Below are 18,208 nucleotides of genomic sequence, written 5' to 3'. Positions count from 1 at the left end.
AGTGCTAGGTTCGGACCCCGACCTGACTCGCTGCCATCAAGGATGACGACTCCCGATGATCATCAGCCCTCCGTTTCTTCCAACCTCCAATCCGGGCGAACCGGATAGCGCTTACCTCAACCGCGCGATGCTGGAAGGTATTCCCGGCAATGGCGGCTTTCCGGTCAGCTATGACCTGAACTGGCACGGTGGTGTCCATCTGACCGCGCCAATGGAAAGTGGGGCGCCACTACCTGTTCGAGCAGTCGCCGACGGTACCTTGGCGTACGTACGTCAACCAACTGCACGCAGCAGCGACGAGAACCATGCGCTCAACTACGGCGGTGCCTGGACCGACGACGGCTGCATCGTGCTTCGCCATGAAACCGAAATAGGTGAAGGTGATACCGCACATGTCGTGTTCTTCTCCGTGTACCAGCACCTTTCGACAATCAAACTGAGCGACCCAGTGGTGGGTGGGAAGATCTACCGAAAGGATGAGCTAGGGCAGGCTGGGTCCATCAGGGAGCCGGGTACGGCAAAGATTCATTTCGAGATCATCGCCGCTGAAGCCGCCTCATTGATTGGGCGTACCAGCGCCAAGCTGGACCACCAGAGCAGCGACGGACGCAAGGACAGTTGCTGGGGCGATGCGCATTTCCATCTGCCCCCCGAGGTCCTGTGCTACGAGCAGCGACCCGCGAGTTGGGTCAGCTCGGACAACTCCACAGCTGCCATTGTTACCAGGCCGGCGCAGAGCCTGTTCATCCGACTGCGCTATGCAAAAGGCCAATGCACGCTGACCACCATTACGGAAGCCGGTGAGGTGCTGGGTGAGCGTGCGGAAGTCACAGACTTTGAATACGAGCTTTATCAAACGGCCTGCGACCGCTATCCGGCTTGCCCCAGTGCCGGTTACGAGCTGCTGCGCTGGGGCAGGGTACTCGGACCGGATCCCTTGAGACCCGCGCAAGCTGCCCATTGGCGGCAAATTTCCCTACCCAGCGGTCCTGCATGGGTCAACTTGAATGCCACAACCGTGACCTGTTTCAGCGACGCCGACTTTCCTCACTGGCTTGGCTGGCAACTGGTCGACGATGACACCGACGATGATTCGCACTGTCAGTCGGCCATTGTTCGTGCGGTGTTGAAGCTGGATGAAGATCCCCTTTTCCCCGACGGCACGGACGCAATCTCCATTGCCAACTCCCCGTCTTATGGCGGCCTGCCAGCCGAGGAAAAGGATTGGTTGGGCGAGCGATATGAAATCGAGCAGGAACGCAATGTCGCGAAGCTCAGTGAGTGTTACCAACACCTCAAGCGATTTGCCTTCAAGTTCCCTACGGAATGGCGCCACGAGGGCTTTGATGCTCGCTATGGCTGGTGGACAAGGATTTTCCATAACGACGAAGCTGCCGTGCAGAGCTATGAGAAGCTGAAGGCTCATCAGAAGGCGTTGGCGTTCTGGGAGGAGGCTGCACTGGATGGCATCGGGAGCACCCATTGGCACTTTCCGCCCCGGCAGTTCATTGAGGCATTTCGAAGATGTGGATGGCTGAGCCAGACGGAACTGACCCAACTGCTACCGATGACTGCATTGCGTAAGGCACATGGGCAGTGGGTGTCGGAGCCGGTTGCGTATCCAGGACCGATAAGAGGCCGTATGGAGGAACGACGCGCCGCGCTCAACAAAGCACTGCGGATATTTGCTGTGTCCTCTAGCCCTCTGCGCCTCGCTGCCTTCTTCGGCAATGCAATGCAAGAGACGCAATGGTTCGCCAAGCTGCATGAAGATAATTCAGGGGCTTGGTATTTCCCGTGGGATGGACGTGGTTTCCTACAACTTACACATGCCGATAACTACATAAAGTACTGGCGCTTCCGTGGGCGTGTTGTAAGTGAAACTCTTCGGCAGCAACTCCGAAATGCTGCGGTGACGGCACATCAGCAAAATTGCAACAACGCGCTGCGGGATAGTAATTTCTCAGGATTGACGCCAGAAATGATTCGGTGGAGAAATAGTGTGGAGCGTGATTCATTCGATGCGGCAAATAGCGCTTGCGCATACTGGTCTTGGACAAAAGCTGCTGTGTTCGCAGATCAATCACCTGTCATGGTCAGGCAAGTCGTAAGTGGAGCGGATGCGTTTGTCTATTACAGCAGCATCCCATTCGGGCAGGTAGCGGCTACGGTTAACTTTGGGAACCCAACGACTACCACATCCGCCATATCGGGTGTTAATGGAATCCAGGCTCGTTATCAAGCGTACATCAGTGCGTTAATGGTATTGTCCGAGGGGTTGCGATTCACTGATATTCATGGGCAGGAATACGAGTATCCGGAAGGCTGCACGCCAAGGAGAATTTGATGGTGCATCTATTGTCAAAATTTACCTTAGGCATCGCTATATGTGGTACTTGCATATTGGTATCGGCGGGGGAGAATCGCGAGGCAAGCTTCGATGGTTGTCGGTTCACAATCGCAGATATCTATGGTGGCCAGTTGGAAGTGAGCGAATACTCCCCTCCGAAGCAGGCCTTTTATAGATTTAATTCAAATGTTTATGCTCGTCACGCGGTTGACGTTTCTATTGAGTTTAGCTGTAGCACGACTCTTGGGCAGAAAGCTTTCTCCAATATGGGGATTTCTCATAATAACGGTGAGTGGGGTGTGATTCCTGATAAATCAGATCCGGAGAATTTGGCTGATCTGAAGGTCTACACTCTCCGAGGAAATGGTGTGGATGGTGCGGCGATAACCTACGTTCAAACTACTGGTGAGGAGGAAAGGCGTGTTCAAGGCATCGGTTTTTGCCTCACGGATCAGAAACAAATTCTTTGTGGGACCAGTGAGGCTGTTGGTTATGTGGCGTATCCCAAACAGTCTAGTTTGCCGAAAGTCCTTGAGTTGCTGAAGAGCATCAAGTTCCTTGAGCCAACTAAATAGCCCTGCATTAGTTAGCGCAGATTGAGTAAGTCGCTGCGGAACTCCACCGATCAGCTACTCAAGACAATGCCGTGCCAGTTGCCTCTCGGCGTGCCGCACCAGCATCTCCAGCAGCAATGCCTGGGTGTGCGGCGGCGTTTCGTCGGCGCGGGTCAGGGCGTAAAGGGTCACCTTCACCGTGGGCGACAGGGTTCGCTGCACCGTCAGGCGTTCGTCCGCACCCAGCGCGGTGAAGGGATCGACCAGCGCCAATCCGGTTCCCGCTTCCACCAGCGTGCGCGCCAGCGCATAGGTCTGCACTGCGATGCGCACGCGCGGTGGTGGTTCGACGTTGGCCAGGTGGCCTTCCAGGCGTGCGGACAACGGGTCGGAAGTCGATAGCCCGATCATGGGCTCGCCCGCCAGTTCGTCCAGTGTCAGCGGCTGGTCCAGGCGCTCCTCCGGCCAGTGCCCGCGCGGCGCCAAAGCCACCAGCGGGCCGCTGGCGATGGGCTGCGAGCGCAGGCCGGGATGGTCGGTCTGCTGCAGGGTCAGGGCGAGGTCGAGCTCGCGCATCAGCAGGTTCTGCACCAGCTCGCGGGAGTGCTGGGTGGCCAGTTCGCAGCTGCTCTGCGGGTAGCGGTCGGTCCATTCGCGGATCACTGGTGGCAGCAGCGACAGCGCCATGGCGGGCGTGGCGCCCACGCGGAGGCGGTTCTCCGGCTGGCCGCGCAGGCTCTGCGCCAGGCGGCGCACGCCCTGCAGGCTTTCGCTGACCTTGGCCACTTCGCGCTCCAGCTCCAGTGCTTCGGGCGTGGGCTGCAGTTTTCCTTTCACCCGCAGGAACAGCGGGAAACCCAATTGCTGCTCGGCGTGCTGCAGCACCTTGGTCACCGCCGGCTGCGAGACGTGCAGCAATAGCGCCGCGCCGCTGACCGAGCCGGTCTCGCGGATGGCCTGGAACACTTCGATATGGCGCAGGCGCATGGGCGTCTCCTACTGTGCGTATAACGCAAGGTTATGGGTTGCCCATGTTTATTCATTGTTCGCCGCCTGTCATCCGGCCCTAAGGTCGAGGCCTGGAATCTTCAGGTAGTGAGAAGGCAATGGCACAGCGGGTTTGCATCATCGGCGCGGGCGTGGTCGGGCTGGCCACGGCGCAGGCGCTGGTCCTCGAAGGATTCGACGTGACCCTGCTGGAAGCGCGGGATGCGGCCGGGCTGGAAACCAGCTTCGCCAATGGTGGCCAACTGTCCTACCGCTACGTGGCGCCTCTGGCCGATGCCGGCGTGCCGCAGCAGGCGCTGGGCTGGCTGCTGCGTGGCGACTCGCCGTTGCGTCTGCGTCCGCGCCTGGACCTGGCGCAATGGCGCTGGTTGCTGGGGTTCACCGCCGCCTGCCGGCGCTCGGTGAACCAGGCCAATGCCAAACATCTGCTGCGTCTCGCTCTGTTCAGCCAGGCCACGCTGGCGCAGTGGCGCGAGGATGGGTTGGACGGTTTCGACTGGCGGCGCAACGGCAAGCTGGTGGCCTTCCGGGATGAGGGCAGTTTCCGCAGCGCGCGGCAGAACCTGTCCGATCCTTCCGCGCAATTCGTTCTCTCGGCGCAGCAGTGCCGCGAGTTGGACCCGGCGCTGGAGCGCGCACCGTTCGTTGGGGGCATCCACACGCCGGACGAGGAGGTCGCCGACTGCTTCCTGTTCTGCCAGCGGCTGGCCGAGCGGCTTCAGGCGTCCGGCCGTTGCCGCCTCCTCTATGGCCGTCCGGCGTCCCGGCTGATTCTGCGTAACGGCACTGTGGCAGGGGTGGAAGCGGGTGGAGAGAGCTTCGAAACCGAGCACGTCGTGCTTGCTGCCGGCTACCGCAGCGCCGCGTTGCTGCCGGGCGGGCCGCGCCTGCCGCTCTATCCGCTCAAGGGCTACAGCCTCACCGCGCCGATCCGCGCCGGCGACCACGCGCCGGACGTGAGCCTGACCGACTACGACCGCAAGGTGGTCTACGCGCGCATCGGCGACCGCCTGCGCATCGCCGCCATGGTTGACATCGTCGGCTTCGACCCGCGCCTGGAGCCCAAGCGCCTGGCCCTGATTCGCCAGCAGGCGATGGACACGCTGCCCGACGCCTGCGACTACGGCGCCGCCATCGAATGGGCCGGCATGCGCCCGGCCACACCCACCGGCGTGCCGCTGGTGGGCGCCTGCGGACCGCGTGGCCTGTGGCTCAACCTCGGTCACGGCGCGCTGGGTTTCACCCTGGCCTGCGGCAGCGCGCGGCTGATCGCCGCGCAGATCACCGGGCGTTGCCCGGACATAGACACCAGCGGCCTGACGCCCGAGCGGCTGGCTGGCTGATTCCATCGGATTAGGAGACCCACCATGCAACTCACACGCATCGCCACCAACGACCGCCTTTCCGGCGCTATGGTCTTCGGCTCGCTGGTGTTCCTCTCCGGGCAGGTGCCCGGTCAGGCCACCGATATACAGGGCCAGACCGGCGAAGTGCTGGCGAAGATCGATGCGCTGCTGGCCGAGGCCGGCACCGACAAGGCGAACATCCTCAGCGCGACCATCTACCTCAAGGACATCACGGCCGACTTCGAGGCCATGAACGCCGTCTGGTCCGCCTGGCTGCCCGAAGGCTGCGCGCCGACCCGTACCACGGTGCAGGCGCTGCTGGCGCGACCGACCGTGCTGGTGGAAATCACCGTGATCGCCGCGCGGCCCTGAATCTCAACATGACTGACAACAACAAGAGAGGCACGCAATCCATGAAACGACTTGCTCTGGGAATGCTGGCGGCGTCCAGCCTGGTCTGTGCGCTGGCGCAGGCTAACGAAGCGCTGGACGGCACGCTGAAGAAAGTCGCCGACCGCGGCACGATAACCCTGGGTTATCGCGACGCCTCGGTGCCGTTCTCCTACCTGGGCGACAACAGCGGCCAGCCCATGGGCTACTCGGTGGAACTGGCCGGCAAGGTGGTCGAGCGCCTCCGGCATAAGCTGAACAAGCCCGATCTTGCGGTGAAGTACAACCTGGTGACCTCGCAGACGCGCATCCCGTTGGTGCAGAACGGCACCGTGGACCTGGAATGCGGCTCCACTGGGGTCACCGCCGAGCGCCTGAAGCAGGTCGCCTTCTCCTATGGCTTCATCTATGTGAAGGGCCAGCTGCTGACTGCCAAGGACAGCGGCATCCAGGGTTTCGATGACCTCAAGGGCAAGAACGTGGTGACCACCGCCGGCACCACCAACGAGCGCTACCTCAAGGCCTACAACGCCGAGCACAAGCTGGGCATGAACGTGGTCAGCGCCAAGGACCACGGCGAAGCCTTCCTCATGCTGCAGTCCGGCCGCGCGGTGGCCTTCTACATGGATGACGCGCTGCTCTATGGCGAGAAGGCCAAGGCCCGCGACCCGCGTCAGTGGGTGGTGGTGGGCGAGCCGCAGTCGCGGGAGATCTATGCCTGCATGGTGCGCCGCGACGATCCGCAGTTCCTCGCCCTGGTCAACCAGACCCTGGCCGACCTGTATGCCTCCGGCGAGATCAAGGACATCTACCAGCGCTGGTTCGAACAACCGATCCCGCCGAAGAACCTCAACCTGGAATTCCCCATGACCGCCGAGCTGCAGGCGATCATCGCCAAGCCCACCAGCGAGCCGGTGCAGTAGCCCTGCTAGCGCTGCAGGCCGAGGTGGCGGATCAGCGGCTGCGCCTCGGCCAGGCGCTCCCAGACGTCGTCGAGCAATTCGGCGGGGTAGAAGGAGGGCAGGTGCGGTAATGCCTTGCGTGGCACCCAGGCCACATCGCGGATCTCGAACTCGTCGCCGCCGATCCCGTGCAGGTTGCCCATGGTCAGCTCGCCGCGCCAGGCGTCGACCCGGTAGAACAGCTCCATATGGAAGCGCCCGGCCAGCGGCTCGGCGAATTCGCGCACGTAGACCAGCGGGCCGACGTCCACGTCCAGGCCGGTTTCCTCCATGCATTCGCGGCGCACCGTGTCGCGGGTCGAGCGGTCGCTGGCGGATTCGAAGCCGCCGCCCGGCGGTATCCAGTAGATGTCGTCGCCGACCTGGTGCTTGACCAGCAGGATGCGTTCGTCCCGCAGCAGCAGGCCGGCGGCGCGGATGCGGTGGATCAGTGGGTCGCTCATGTGCCGATCTCGTCCTTTTTCGTCGCCAACGGGGCGCCAATGACCCTGGCGCCGTAATTATTGCGCGGCCCCTTTATCGGTTTTGCTCCGGCCCGAGTATCATGCCCGGCAGAGCCAGGGATGGGACCCGGTCGAGGGACGACCGCATGCACTGATTCGGGAGCGCGCCATGCAATCTTTGTATCCGGAAATCAAGCCTTACGCCCGCCACGAGTTGGCCGTCGACGAGCCGCACGTCCTCTATGTGGACGAGAGCGGCACGCCCGAGGGGCTGCCGGTGGTGTTCGTCCATGGCGGGCCGGGGGCCGGATGCGATGCGATGTCGCGGCGCTTCTTCGATCCGAACATCTACCGCATCGTCACCTTCGACCAGCGCGGCTGCGGCCGCTCCACCCCGCACGCCAGCCTGGAGAAGAACACCACCTGGGACCTGGTGGCGGACATGGAGCGCATCCGCGAGAAGCTCGGCATCGACAAGTGGGTGCTGTTCGGCGGCTCCTGGGGCTCGACCCTGTCGCTGGCCTACGCGCAGACCCATCCGGAACGCGTCCACGCGCTGATCCTGCGCGGCATCTTCCTGTGCCGCCCGCAGGACTTCCACTGGTTCTACCAGGAAGGCGCCAGCCGCCTGTTCCCCGACTACTGGGAAGACTACCTGGCGCCGATCCCGGAGGACGAGCGCGGCGACCTGATGCAGGCCTTCCACAAGCGCCTCACCGGCGCCGACCAGATCGCCCAGATGCATGCCGCCCGCGCCTGGTCGGTATGGGAAGGCCGCACCGCGACGCTGCGGCCGAACACGGCGGTGGTCGATCGCTTCTCCGATCCGCACCGTGCGCTGTCCATCGCCCGCATCGAGAACCACTACTTCGTCAACGCCGCCTTCCTCGAACCGGACCAGTTGCTCCGCGACATGCACAGGATCGCCCATCTTCCCGGCGTGATCGTGCACGGCCGCTACGACGTGGTCTGCCCGCTGGACAACGCCTGGGCGCTGCACAAGGCCTGGCCGAACAGCGAGCTGCAGATCGTCCGTGACGCCGGCCATGCCGCCGGCGAGCTGGGCATCACCGATGCGCTGGTGCGCGCCACCAACGAGATCGGCCGCCGCCTGCTGAACCTGCCGCCGGAGGCCGAATGAAAGGTCTGATCCAGCGCGTGCGCGGCGCGCGGGTGGAAGTGGACGGCGAGATCGTCGGCGCCATCGACCACGGCCTGCTGGCGCTGGTCGGCGTCGAACCGCAGGACGACGAGGAAGCAGCGAAGCGGCTGCTGCACAAGCTGCTTAACTATCGGGTGTTCGCCGACGCCGAAGGTAAAATGAATCTTTCCCTGAGCGACGTCGGTGGCGGCCTGCTGCTGGTCTCGCAGTTCACCCTGGCCGCCGATACCCGCAAGGGGCTGCGGCCGAGCTTTTCCAGCGCGGCGGCCCCCGAGCGGGGCGCCGAGCTGTTCGATTTTCTCGTGGAGCAGGCGCGCACCCGTCATCCCCAGGTCGCCACCGGCCGTTTCGGCGCCAACATGCAGGTCCATCTGGTCAATGACGGGCCGGTGACTTTTCTGCTGGAGGTTTGAACGAACGTCTGTTTGCAATCGAACCGTAGGATGATGGTAATGCCCACGCATTCAGAACAATCGCCTTCCGGGAGTGCCGGCCGCGCGCCGGCCACGGGTTCGCCGTGCCAAGCGGGGAATCATTCGCACTCACCGGGGTCGGAACTCCATCGCCGGCACTTTGGCATCGCCTTTGCTGGCTCAAGCTTTTTCATGTTCACGGACGAGGGGGACTCGTGATTTTCCGTTCCGTTCAGTTACCCGCTTCTCGCACTCTGCTCGGCAGCCTGCTGCTGCTCGGCTCCGCAATCATGGCCCTCGGCGCCGATACGGCCTGGGCCTTCAACCTGGACGACGTGAGCGCGAAAGCGAAGAAACTTGCCGGGGAACAGTACAAGGCACCCACCAGCAATCTGCCTTCCGAATTCAGCGAGATGAAGTTCGCCGACTACCAGCAGATTCGCCTGCGCATGGAAAAGGCCTACTGGGCCGACGAGAAGACGCCGTTCAAGCTCGGCTTCTATCACCAGGGCATGCACTTCGACACGCCGGTGAAGATCAACGAGGTGACCGCCACCACGGTCAAGCAGATCAAGTACGATCCTGCGCAGTTCGACTTCGGTACGCTGAAGTTCGACGAAAATGCCACCAAGGACCTCGGCTACGCCGGCTTCCGCATCCTCTACCCGATCAACAAGGCCGACAAGCAGGACGAGATCGCCTCCTTCCTCGGCGCCAGCTATTTCCGCATCGTCGGCAAGGGCCAGGCCTGGGGTCTGTCCGCCCGCGGCCTGGCGCTGGACACCGCGCTGCCCTCCGGCGAGGAATTCCCGCGCTTCCGCGAATTCTGGATCGAGCGGCCGAAGGCCAAGGACAAGCACCTGGTGATCTTCGCCCTGCTCGACTCGCCGCGCGCCACCGGCGCCTACCGCTTCGTCCTGCGTCCGGGCGTGGAAACCGTGGTCGACGTACAGTCCCGCGTCTACCTGCGCGATAGCGTGACCAAGCTGGGCCTGGCGCCGCTGACCAGCATGTACCTGTTCGGCTCCAACCAGCCGTCCGCCGAGCACAACTTCCGTCCGGAACTGCACGACTCCACCGGCCTGCAGATCCATGCCGGCAACGGCGAGTGGATCTGGCGCCCGCTGAACAACCCGAAGCACCTCTCGGTCAGCGCCTACAGCGTGGAGAATCCGAAGGGCTTCGGCCTGCTCCAGCGCGGCCGCGAGTTCTCCCGCTACGAGGACCTGGACGACCGCTACGACCTGCGCCCGAGCGCCTGGATCGAGCCGAAGGGCGACTGGGGCAAGGGCACCGTCGAACTGGTTGAAATCCCCACCCCGGACGAGACCAACGACAACATCGTCGCCTTCTGGAACCCGGAGAAGCGCCCGGCGGCCGGCGAGCCGCTGGAGTTCGCCTATCGCATGCACTGGACCCTGGACGAGCAGGGCCTGCACGACCCGCAATCGGCCTATGTCATGCAGACCCTGCGCTCGATCGGCGACGTCAAGCAGAAGAACCTGATCCGTCAGCCTGACGGCACCACCGCGCTGGTCGTCGATTTCGTCGGGCCGTCGCTGAAGGCCCTGCCGCCGGATGCGCCGGTGAGCAGCCAGGTCAGCACCGACGACAATTCTGAGGTGAAGGAAAACAGCCTGCGCTACAACCCCGTCACCCAGGGCTGGCGCCTGACCCTGCGCCTCAAGGTCAAGGATCCGAAGAAGCCGGTGGAAATGCGCGCCGCGCTGGTCAACGGCCAGCAGACCCTGAGCGAAACCTGGAGCTACCAGCTGCCTGCCGATGAATAATCCCACTCCCCTCAAGGCCTCGCCGGCCGACTACCTCGCGCACCTGCCGATGACGGCGCAGGAGCGCGAGGAGCTGGCCCGCAGCGGCTCGTTCGGCGAGCTGCACCACCGCCTGGCCGGCGCCGTGCAAGGCGAGGCGGCCGGCGATGCCGCGCTGGCTTCGGTCGGCCCGCGCCTGGTCCACGGCTTCGGCCGCGAACTGGAAGACGCCGACCTGCTCGGCATGGACGACAACGGCCGCGCCTATCTCAAGGCCGCACCGCCGATCCAGCGCACCAAGGTGCTGCCCGAACCGTGGCGCACCAACATCCTGATGCGCGGCTGGCGCCGCCTGACCGGCCGCAGCAACCCGCCCAAGCCGACCCGCGACCTGCCGAAGGCGCGCTGGCAGCGGGTCGGCTCGATCCGCCGGATGATCCTGCTGGCGCTGATGCTCGGCCAGACCACCATCGCCACCTACTACATGAAGGGTATCCTGCCCTACCAGGGCTGGGCCTTCGTCGACCTCGACGAGATCATGCAGCAGTCCTGGCTGGCCAGCCTGCAGCAGGTGCTGCCGTACCTGATCCAGTTCGGCGTGCTGTTCCTCTTCGCCGTGCTGTTCTGCTGGGTCTCGGCGGGCTTCTGGACGGCGCTGATGGGCTTCCTCGAACTGCTCACCGGCCGCGACCGCTACCGCATCTCCGGCAGCAGCGCGGGCAGCGAGCCGATCGCTGCCGAGGCGCGCACCGCCATCGTCATGCCGATCTGCAACGAGGACGTGCCGCGGGTGTTCGCCGGCCTGCGTGCGACCTACGAATCGGTGGCCGCCACCGGCGAGCTGGACCGCTTCGACTTCTTCATCCTCAGCGACACCAACCAGCCGGACATCGCGGTCGCCGAGGAGAAGTCCTGGATCGAGCTGTGCCGCGAGGCCGGCGCCTTCGGCCGGCTGTTCTACCGCCGCCGCCGCCGCCGGGTGAAGCGCAAGAGCGGCAACATCGACGACTTCTGCCGGCGCTGGGGCAGCCAGTACAAGTACATGGTGGTGCTGGACGCCGACAGCGTGATGAGCGGCCACTGCCTGACCAGCCTGGTGCGCCTGATGGAGGCCAACCCCGAGGCGGGCATCATCCAGACCGCACCCAAGGCGTCGGGCATGGATACCCTCTATGCGCGCATCCAGCAGTTCGCCACCCGCGTCTACGGCCCGCTGTTCACCGCCGGCCTGCACTTCTGGCAGCTCGGCGAATCGCACTACTGGGGGCACAACGCGATCATCCGCGTGAAGCCCTTCATCGAGCACTGCGCCCTGGCGCCACTGCCGGGCAAGGGCGCGTTCGCCGGCGCGATCCTCTCCCACGACTTCGTCGAGGCCGCGCTGATGCGCCGCGCCGGCTGGGGCGTGTGGATCGCCTACGACCTGGAAGGCAGCTACGAGGAATTGCCGCCGAACCTGCTCGACGAGCTCAAGCGCGACCGCCGCTGGTGCCACGGCAACCTGATGAACTTCCGCCTGTTCCTGGTCAAGGGCATGCACCCGGTGCACCGCGCGGTGTTCCTCACCGGGGTGATGTCCTACCTGTCGGCGCCGCTGTGGTTCACCTTCCTGGTGCTGTCCACCGCGCTGCTGGCGGTGCACCAGTTGATGGAGCCGCAGTACTTCATGGAGCCGGGACAACTGTTCCCGATCTGGCCGCAATGGCACCCGGAGAAGGCCATCGCGCTGTTCTCCACCACCCTGACCCTGCTGTTCCTGCCCAAGCTGCTCAGCGTCATGCTGATCTGGGCCAAGGGCGCCAAGGCCTACGGCGGCGTGTTCAAGGTCACCCTCAGCATGCTCCTGGAGATGCTCTTCTCCATGCTGCTGGCGCCGGTGCGCATGCTGTTCCACACCCGCTTCGTGCTGGCCGCCTTCCTCGGCTGGGAAGCGGTGTGGAAATCGCCGCAGCGCGACGACGACGCCACCCCGTGGAGCGAGGCGGTGCGCCGCCATGGCCTGCAGACCCTGCTCGGCGTGGCCTGGGCGGCGCTGGTGGCCTGGCTCGACCCGTTGTTCCTCTGGTGGCTGTCGCCCATCGTCGGCGCGCTGCTGCTGTCGATCCCGGTCTCGGTGATCACCAGCCGCGTCCGTCTCGGCCTCAGCTCGCGCGACAACAAGCTGTTCCTCATCCCCGAGGAATACGACACGCCGCGCGAACTGCGCGCCACCGACGAGTACAACTACCAGAACCGCTGGCAGGCGCTGAAGGATGGTTTCCTCCGCGCCGTGGTCGATCCGCTGGCGAACGCCCTGAGCTGCGCCATGGGCACCGCCCGCCACAGCCAGGCCGAGGTGATCGAGGCGGGCCGCGACGAGCGCGTGCGCCGCGCCCTGGAACTGGGGCCGGAACAGCTCGACGGCAGCGTGCGCCTGGCCCTGCTGAGCGACCCGGTAGCCCTGTCGCGCCTGCACCTGCAGGTCTGGGAAGGCGGCCGGGACAACTGGCTGGCGCCCTGGCGCCAGTCGGTCCAGGCCGATGCCCATGCGCCGGCGGTCCCGCTGGCGCCGCTGCCGGGCAGCGCGGAAATGCCGCTGACCGCCGCGCAGTCCTGAATCCGGCGCCCCCGCCCGCGCGGCGGGGGCGTCGAATCGCCCGGTTTCCCCTTCCGCACCGCTGCTGCTAACCTTCGCCTCCGATCCACGAAGTATTGTGAAGTCCGGAGACTTGGGTACGATCTGCACCCTTTCAGGCTTCCAACAAGACTTCGCACTGGAAATCCAACACGGAAGCCGGAGACGGCATTCATCGACTATCAGGGGTTTGGGGAATGAAGAAATATCTGGCATCGCTGGTCCTGGGCGTCTGCGCCCTGGTGGGCGTGAGCGCAGCGCAGGCCGGCGCGGTGGACGACGCGGTCAAGCGCGGCACCCTGCGGGTGGGCATGGACCCGACCTACATGCCGTTCGAGATGACCAACAAGCGCGGGCAGATCGTCGGCTTCGAAGTCGACCTGCTGAAGGCCATGGCCAAGTCCATGGGCGTCAAGCTGGAACTGGTTTCCACCGGCTATGACGGCATCATCCCGGCCCTGCTGACCGACAAGTTCGACATGATCGGCTCCGGCATGACCCTGACCCAGGAGCGCAACCTGCGCATCAACTTCTCCGATCCGTTCATCGTGGTCGGCCAGACCCTGCTGATCCGCAAGGACCTGGAAGGCACCATCAAGTCCTACAAGGACCTGAACGACGAGAAGTACCGGATTACTTCCAAGATCGGCACCACCGGCGAGTTCGTCGCCAAGAAGCAGCTCTCCAAGGCCCAGTACCACGGCTTCGACAACGAGCCGGAAGCGGTGATGGACGTGGTCAACGGCAAGGCTGACGCCTTCATCTATGACTCGCCGTACAACGTCGTCGCGGTCAGCAAGTTCGGCGCCGGCAAGCTGGTCTACCTCGACCAGCCGTTCACCTACGAGCCGCTGGCCTTCGGCCTGAAGAAGGGCGACTACGACAGCCTGAACTGGATCAACAACTTCCTGAAGCAGATCCATGAAGACGGCACCTACGATCGCCTGCATGACAAGTGGTTCAAGAACACCGACTGGCTGAAGGACATGGAGTAATCCGCGTCCCGAGGTTCGTCCACCCGACGCGCAGGCCACCGGCCTGCGCGTTCGCTTTTTTACGGTAGAGATTCGTGGCTAAGACGAAACGCGCAACCTGGCCCTGGCATGGGCTGACCGGGCTGATCATCCTGCTGATCGGCCTGGGCATCTGGTACTCCACCTCGCTGATTTCCTACGAATGGCGCTGGAACCGCGTGCCGCAGTACTTCGCCTACCAGGCCGAGGAACCGCAGCGGGCGGAGAACATTTCCCGCGTCGAGAAGATCGCCGAGAGCGGCAAGGACGCACAGGTCACCCTGGTCGACGAGGACGGCAAGCAGCAGGTGCTGCTGGTCGCCGCCGACAGCCTGCAGTTCAGCGAGAACGACGACGTCGAGGAAGGCGATGTGGTCGGCGTGACCCGTCACTGGGCCGCCGGCCCGCTGGCCTGGGGTCTGTGGACCACGCTGTGGATTTCCTTCGTCTCCGGCGCCTTCGGCCTGGCGATCGGCCTCTTCACCGGTCTCTGCCGGCTGTCGAAGAACCCCACCCTGCACGACCTCTCCACCCTCTACGTCGAACTGGTGCGCGGCACGCCGCTGCTGGTGCAGATCTTCATCTTCTACTTCTTCATCGGCACCGTGCTGAACCTCTCCCGCGAGTTCGCCGGGGTCGCCGCGCTGGCATTGTTCACCGGCGCCTACGTGGCGGAAATCGTCCGCGCCGGCGTGCAGTCCATCGCCCGCGGGCAGAACGAGGCGGCGCGCTCCCTCGGCCTGAACGCCACCCAGGCGATGCGCCATGTGATCCTGCCGCAGGCCTTCAAGCGCGTGCTGCCGCCGCTGGCCGGGCAGTTCATCAGCCTGGTCAAGGACACTTCGCTGGTCTCGGTGATCGCCATCACCGAACTGACCAAGAGCGGCCGCGAGGCGATCACCACCTCGTTCTCCACCTTCGAGATCTGGTTCTGCGTCGCCGCGCTCTATCTTGTGATCAACCTGCCGCTGTCGCATCTGGCGGGCCGGCTGGAACGGAGGCTCGGGCAAAGTGATTGAAGTCCGCAACCTGGTGAAGATTTTCGATACCCGCGGTCAGGTGGTGCGTGCCGTCGACGACGTCACCACCAATGTGGCCAAGGGCGAGGTGCTGGTGGTGGTCGGCCCGTCCGGCTCCGGCAAGTCGACCTTCCTGCGCTGCCTGAACGGCCTGGAGGAGTTCGACTCCGGTTCGGTGAGCATCGACGGCGTCGACCTGGCCAACCCGAAGACCGACATCAACGCCTATCGCCGCGAAGTCGGCATGGTCTTCCAGCACTTCAACCTGTTCCCGCACATGACCGTGCTGGAAAACCTCTGCCTGGCGCAGAAGGTCGTGCGCAAGCGCAGCAAGGCGCAGGCCGAGGAGAAGGCGAAGGCGCTACTGGCCAAGGTCGGCATCGGCCAGAAGGCCGGCGAGTATCCCTCGCGCCTGTCCGGCGGCCAGCAGCAGCGCGTGGCCATCGCCCGTGCGCTGTGCATGGAGCCGAAGGTGATGCTGTTCGACGAGCCGACCTCGGCGCTCGACCCGGAAATGGTCGGCGAGGTGCTCGACGTGATGAAGACCCTGGCCGTGGAAGGCATGACCATGGTCTGCGTGACCCACGAGATGGGCTTCGCCCGCGAAGTGGCCGACCGCGTGCTGTTCTTCGATCACGGCAAGCTGCTGGAGGACTCGCCGCCGGCGCAGTTCTTCGAACAGCCGAAGGACCCGCGCGCCCAGGCCTTCCTCCGCCAGGTTCTCTGACCTGGTGCGGGATCGCCGGCCGCGCTGGCGATCCCGCGTCTACCGCGTTATTTCAGCCCCTTGCCCGAGAACATCAGCACCTTGTCGCCGGCGTACTGCACGCTGATGAAGGTGTTCTGATCGCCCCATGTGCAGCTGGTGAAGCCCAGTGCACCGGAGCATTCGGTGGGCTGGCCGAGCAGCTTCTCCACGTCCGCCTTGGGCATGCCGGTCTGCAGCTTGGCGAAATTCTGCTGGTTGACCTTGTTGCACGCCGCCATGGCGAGGCACAGCGCGATCAATGCGATACGACGGAACGACATCGGTAGGCTCCTGAATGATGACAGCTCGGCGCAATGCCGGCTGCGTTGGAGTCAGAAACGTGAGCCGGGTTCCCTGAGGAAACGTTCTTCCGCTTCGCTGCAGGCACGCCCAAGAATAGCGTTGCGGTGGGGGAAGCGGCCGAAGCGCTCGACGACGCGCTGGTGGCGCACCGCCCAGTCGAGGAAGTCGTCGAACAGCGGCTTTTCCTCTGCCTCCACCTCGTCGCACAGCTGCTGGTGCAGCTCGACACTCAGCGCCTGGCTGGACTTGTCCTCGGCATGTTCCAGGACGAGGTAGACGAAGGCCCGCTCGATCGGCTGCAGCTGCCGGTCCAGTCCTTCGGCCAACCCGCGGCGCACCAGTCGCTGGGCGCGGGCATCGCCGGCATAGGCGCGCGGGGTATCACGGAAGGCCATGCGCGGCAGTTGATCCAGCAACAGGATCAACGCCAGCCAGCCCTGCGCCGACGCGCTCCAGTCTTCCAGACCGCCTTCCAGCGCCTGGCGCAGCAGCCCGCCGAAGCGATTGTCGACGTCCAGGTCCTGGCAGGCATTCTTGCCGAACCACAGGCGCTGGCGTTGCGCAGCGACGGCCGTGGCGGTCGACTCATCGCCGAACCACCACTCGAGCAGGGGCTGCCAGGGAGCCATCAGCCTTCCCGGTGATAGGCCGTGGCGCGCTCGACTTCCTCCCTAGAGCCCAGGAACACCGCCACGCGCTGGTGCAGCGATTCCGGCTGGATGTCGAGGATGCGCTGGTGGCCGTTGGTGGCTGCGCCGCCGGCCTGCTCGATGATGAAGGACATCGGGTTGGCCTCGTACATCAGGCGCAGCTTGCCGGGCTTCTCCGGCTCTCGGGCGTCGCGCGGGTACATGAAGATGCCGCCGCGGGTGAGAATGCGGTGCACGTCGGCCACCATCGAGGCGATCCAGCGCATGTTGTAGTTCTTGCCCAGCGGACCTTCCTTGCCGGCCAGCAGTTCGCTGACGTAGCGCTTCACCGGTTCTTCCCAGTGACGCTGGTTCGACATGTTGATGGCGAACTCGGCGGTGGTCTCCGGCACGCGGATGTCGTCGTGGGTGAGCACGAAGCTGCCCATCTCGCGGTCCAGGGTGAAGCCCTTCACGCCGTTGCCCAGGGTCAGCATCAGCATGGTCTGCGGACCGTAGATGGCGTAGCCGGCGGCGACCTGCCTGGTGCCCGGCTGCAGGAAGGCTTCCTCGCCGAGCGGCTCGTTCTGGCTGAAGCAATCGGACGGGCAGCGCAGCACCGAGAAGATGGTGCCGACCGAGACGTTGACGTCGATGTTGCTGGAGCCATCCAGCGGGTCGAACACCAGCAGGTAGGCGCCCTTCGGATACTTGCCGGGAATCTGGTAGGCGTGGTCCATCTCTTCCGAGGCCATGCCGGCCAGGGTACCGCCCCACTCGTTGGCTTCCAGGAGGATTTCGTTGGACATCACGTCCAGCTTCTTCTGAACCTCGCCCTGCACGTTCTCGGTGCCCATGCTGCCGAGCACGCCACCGAGCGCACCCTTGGACACCGCATGGCTGATTTCCTTGCAGGCGCGCGCCACCACCTCGATGAGGAAGCGCAGGTCGGCCGGAGTGTTGTGACTGCGGGTCTGCTCGATCAGATAGCGACTCAGGGTTACGCGGGACATGAAAGGCTCCGGGACAAGAAGAAAAATCGGGCGCATTTTAGCGTGGAATCAGCACCGGCGCTGCATGGCAGCGGTACGGCTGATCCGTTTGAGGCCGCAGGAGGCCTGACAGTTCCGCGCGCATTTCCCGCGCGCAAAAGCAAAACCCCCGGCCATCACTGGCCAGGGGTTTCGGGATAGGTGCTTGACGATGACCTACTCTCACATGGGGAGACCCCACACTACCATCGGCGATGCGTCGTTTCACTGCTGAGTTCGGGATGGGATCAGGTGGTTCCAACGCTCTATGGTCGTCAAGCAATTCTTTCGGACGCTCGTGGCTTGCGCTCACGCTCATCCAGATTCGGGTATGTGATGTAATTTGCGGTTCTCACGAACTTTCGGTTCGTCGACTTCACCATCACCGCACAATCTTCTCAGATTGCTTGGGTGTTATATGGTCAAGCCTCACGGGCAATTAGTATCGGTTAGC

At 64.1% G+C, this 18,208-nt stretch carries 17 protein-coding genes and 1 rRNA gene; 12 read left to right on the top strand and 6 right to left on the bottom strand.

Annotated features, from left to right (window positions below; all coding sequences use genetic code 11):
• Positions 1 to 55 precede the first annotated feature (55 nt).
• Together BLR75_RS23555 and BLR75_RS26590 are read left to right on the top strand one after the other, a co-directional pair.
• Complete coding sequence (locus BLR75_RS23555; RefSeq protein ID WP_139207058.1) at positions 56 to 2,347, top strand: M23 family metallopeptidase; 2,292 nt, start codon at positions 56 to 58, stop codon at positions 2,345 to 2,347.
• Positions 2,347 to 2,925 carry a hypothetical protein gene (locus BLR75_RS26590; RefSeq protein WP_139207057.1) on the top strand — a complete coding sequence of 193 codons (579 nt, stop codon included), beginning with the start codon at positions 2,347 to 2,349 and terminating at the stop codon, positions 2,923 to 2,925. Before BLR75_RS23555 ends, BLR75_RS26590 begins: the two co-directional genes overlap by 1 nt.
• A 54-nt stretch (positions 2,926 to 2,979) precedes the next feature.
• Here the strand turns inward: BLR75_RS26590 and BLR75_RS23550 are convergent, their stop codons facing one another.
• Positions 2,980 to 3,891, bottom strand: a complete 912-nt coding sequence (locus tag BLR75_RS23550; protein ID WP_084314480.1) for a LysR family transcriptional regulator — start codon at positions 3,889 to 3,891, stop codon at positions 2,980 to 2,982.
• Between the two features lie 119 nt (positions 3,892 to 4,010).
• Here BLR75_RS23550 and BLR75_RS23545 point away from each other — a divergent pair, with 119 nt between their 5' ends.
• From BLR75_RS23545 to BLR75_RS23535, 3 genes are read left to right on the top strand one after another with little or no spacing between them, the layout of a single operon-like run.
• The gene (locus BLR75_RS23545) at positions 4,011 to 5,255 is read left to right on the top strand and encodes a D-amino acid dehydrogenase (RefSeq protein ID WP_084314479.1); all 1,245 of its coding nucleotides are present in this window, start codon (positions 4,011 to 4,013) and stop codon (positions 5,253 to 5,255) included.
• Positions 5,256 to 5,279: 24 nt separating this feature from the next.
• The gene (locus tag BLR75_RS23540) at positions 5,280 to 5,630 is read left to right on the top strand and encodes a RidA family protein (RefSeq protein WP_084314478.1); all 351 of its coding nucleotides are present in this window, start codon (positions 5,280 to 5,282) and stop codon (positions 5,628 to 5,630) included.
• Positions 5,631 to 5,671: 41 nt separating this feature from the next.
• Positions 5,672 to 6,571 carry a transporter substrate-binding domain-containing protein gene (locus BLR75_RS23535; RefSeq protein WP_084314477.1) on the top strand — a complete coding sequence of 300 codons (900 nt, stop codon included), beginning with the start codon at positions 5,672 to 5,674 and terminating at the stop codon, positions 6,569 to 6,571.
• A gap of 5 nt (positions 6,572 to 6,576) precedes the next feature.
• On the opposite strand, the gene BLR75_RS23530 is transcribed toward BLR75_RS23535, so the two are convergent.
• On the bottom strand, positions 6,577 to 7,053 hold the full coding sequence (locus BLR75_RS23530) for an NUDIX domain-containing protein (protein ID WP_084314476.1): 477 nt from the start codon (positions 7,051 to 7,053) through the stop codon (positions 6,577 to 6,579).
• Positions 7,054 to 7,222: 169 nt separating this feature from the next.
• On the opposite strand from BLR75_RS23530, the gene pip reads away from it, so the two are divergent.
• The 7 genes from pip to BLR75_RS23495 all read left to right on the top strand — a co-directional run bounded on the left by pip (position 7,223) and on the right by BLR75_RS23495 (position 15,770).
• Complete coding sequence (pip, locus tag BLR75_RS23525; protein WP_084314475.1) at positions 7,223 to 8,194, top strand: prolyl aminopeptidase; 972 nt, start codon at positions 7,223 to 7,225, stop codon at positions 8,192 to 8,194.
• The gene (gene dtd, locus BLR75_RS23520) at positions 8,191 to 8,628 is read left to right on the top strand and encodes a D-aminoacyl-tRNA deacylase (RefSeq protein ID WP_084314474.1); all 438 of its coding nucleotides are present in this window, start codon (positions 8,191 to 8,193) and stop codon (positions 8,626 to 8,628) included. Before pip ends, dtd begins: the two co-directional genes overlap by 4 nt.
• Positions 8,629 to 8,843: 215 nt before the next feature.
• On the top strand, positions 8,844 to 10,418 hold the full coding sequence (locus BLR75_RS23515) for a glucan biosynthesis protein G (RefSeq protein WP_090416154.1): 1,575 nt from the start codon (positions 8,844 to 8,846) through the stop codon (positions 10,416 to 10,418).
• Entirely contained in the window at positions 10,411 to 12,993 is a 2,583-nt protein-coding gene (mdoH, locus tag BLR75_RS23510; RefSeq protein ID WP_084314473.1) for a glucans biosynthesis glucosyltransferase MdoH, read from the top strand. The genes BLR75_RS23515 and mdoH overlap by 8 nt, the downstream gene beginning before the upstream one ends.
• Positions 12,994 to 13,208: 215 nt before the next feature.
• On the top strand, positions 13,209 to 14,006 hold the full coding sequence (locus BLR75_RS23505; protein ID WP_084314472.1) for a transporter substrate-binding domain-containing protein: 798 nt from the start codon (positions 13,209 to 13,211) through the stop codon (positions 14,004 to 14,006).
• Between the two features lie 74 nt (positions 14,007 to 14,080).
• On the top strand, positions 14,081 to 15,043 hold the full coding sequence (locus BLR75_RS23500; protein ID WP_084314471.1) for an amino acid ABC transporter permease: 963 nt from the start codon (positions 14,081 to 14,083) through the stop codon (positions 15,041 to 15,043).
• Complete coding sequence (locus BLR75_RS23495) at positions 15,036 to 15,770, top strand: amino acid ABC transporter ATP-binding protein (protein WP_084314470.1); 735 nt, start codon at positions 15,036 to 15,038, stop codon at positions 15,768 to 15,770. The genes BLR75_RS23500 and BLR75_RS23495 overlap by 8 nt, the downstream gene beginning before the upstream one ends.
• 47 nt (positions 15,771 to 15,817) lie before the next feature.
• On the opposite strand, the gene bamE is transcribed toward BLR75_RS23495, so the two are convergent.
• The 4 genes from bamE to rrf form a co-directional block, all read right to left on the bottom strand.
• A complete protein-coding gene (bamE, locus tag BLR75_RS23490) occupies positions 15,818 to 16,072 on the bottom strand; it encodes an outer membrane protein assembly factor BamE domain-containing protein (protein ID WP_084314469.1) in 255 nt (84 codons plus the stop codon).
• 51 nt (positions 16,073 to 16,123) lie between these two features.
• On the bottom strand, positions 16,124 to 16,726 hold the full coding sequence (locus BLR75_RS23485) for a DUF924 family protein (protein WP_084314468.1): 603 nt from the start codon (positions 16,724 to 16,726) through the stop codon (positions 16,124 to 16,126).
• Positions 16,723 to 17,736: a class 1 fructose-bisphosphatase gene (locus BLR75_RS23480; protein WP_084314467.1), complete on the bottom strand. Its 1,014-nt coding sequence runs from the start codon at positions 17,734 to 17,736 to the stop codon at positions 16,723 to 16,725. The genes BLR75_RS23485 and BLR75_RS23480 overlap by 4 nt, the downstream gene beginning before the upstream one ends.
• A gap of 182 nt (positions 17,737 to 17,918) precedes the next feature.
• Positions 17,919 to 18,034 (bottom strand): 5S ribosomal RNA (gene rrf / locus BLR75_RS23475).
• Positions 18,035 to 18,208 lie beyond the last annotated feature (174 nt).

This window comes from Pseudomonas jinjuensis (genome assembly GCF_900103845.1).
GTDB lineage: Bacteria > Pseudomonadota > Gammaproteobacteria > Pseudomonadales > Pseudomonadaceae > Pseudomonas > Pseudomonas jinjuensis.
Note: the sequence above shows the minus strand (reverse complement) of the source record. Positions and strands in the feature narration are given on the sequence as shown.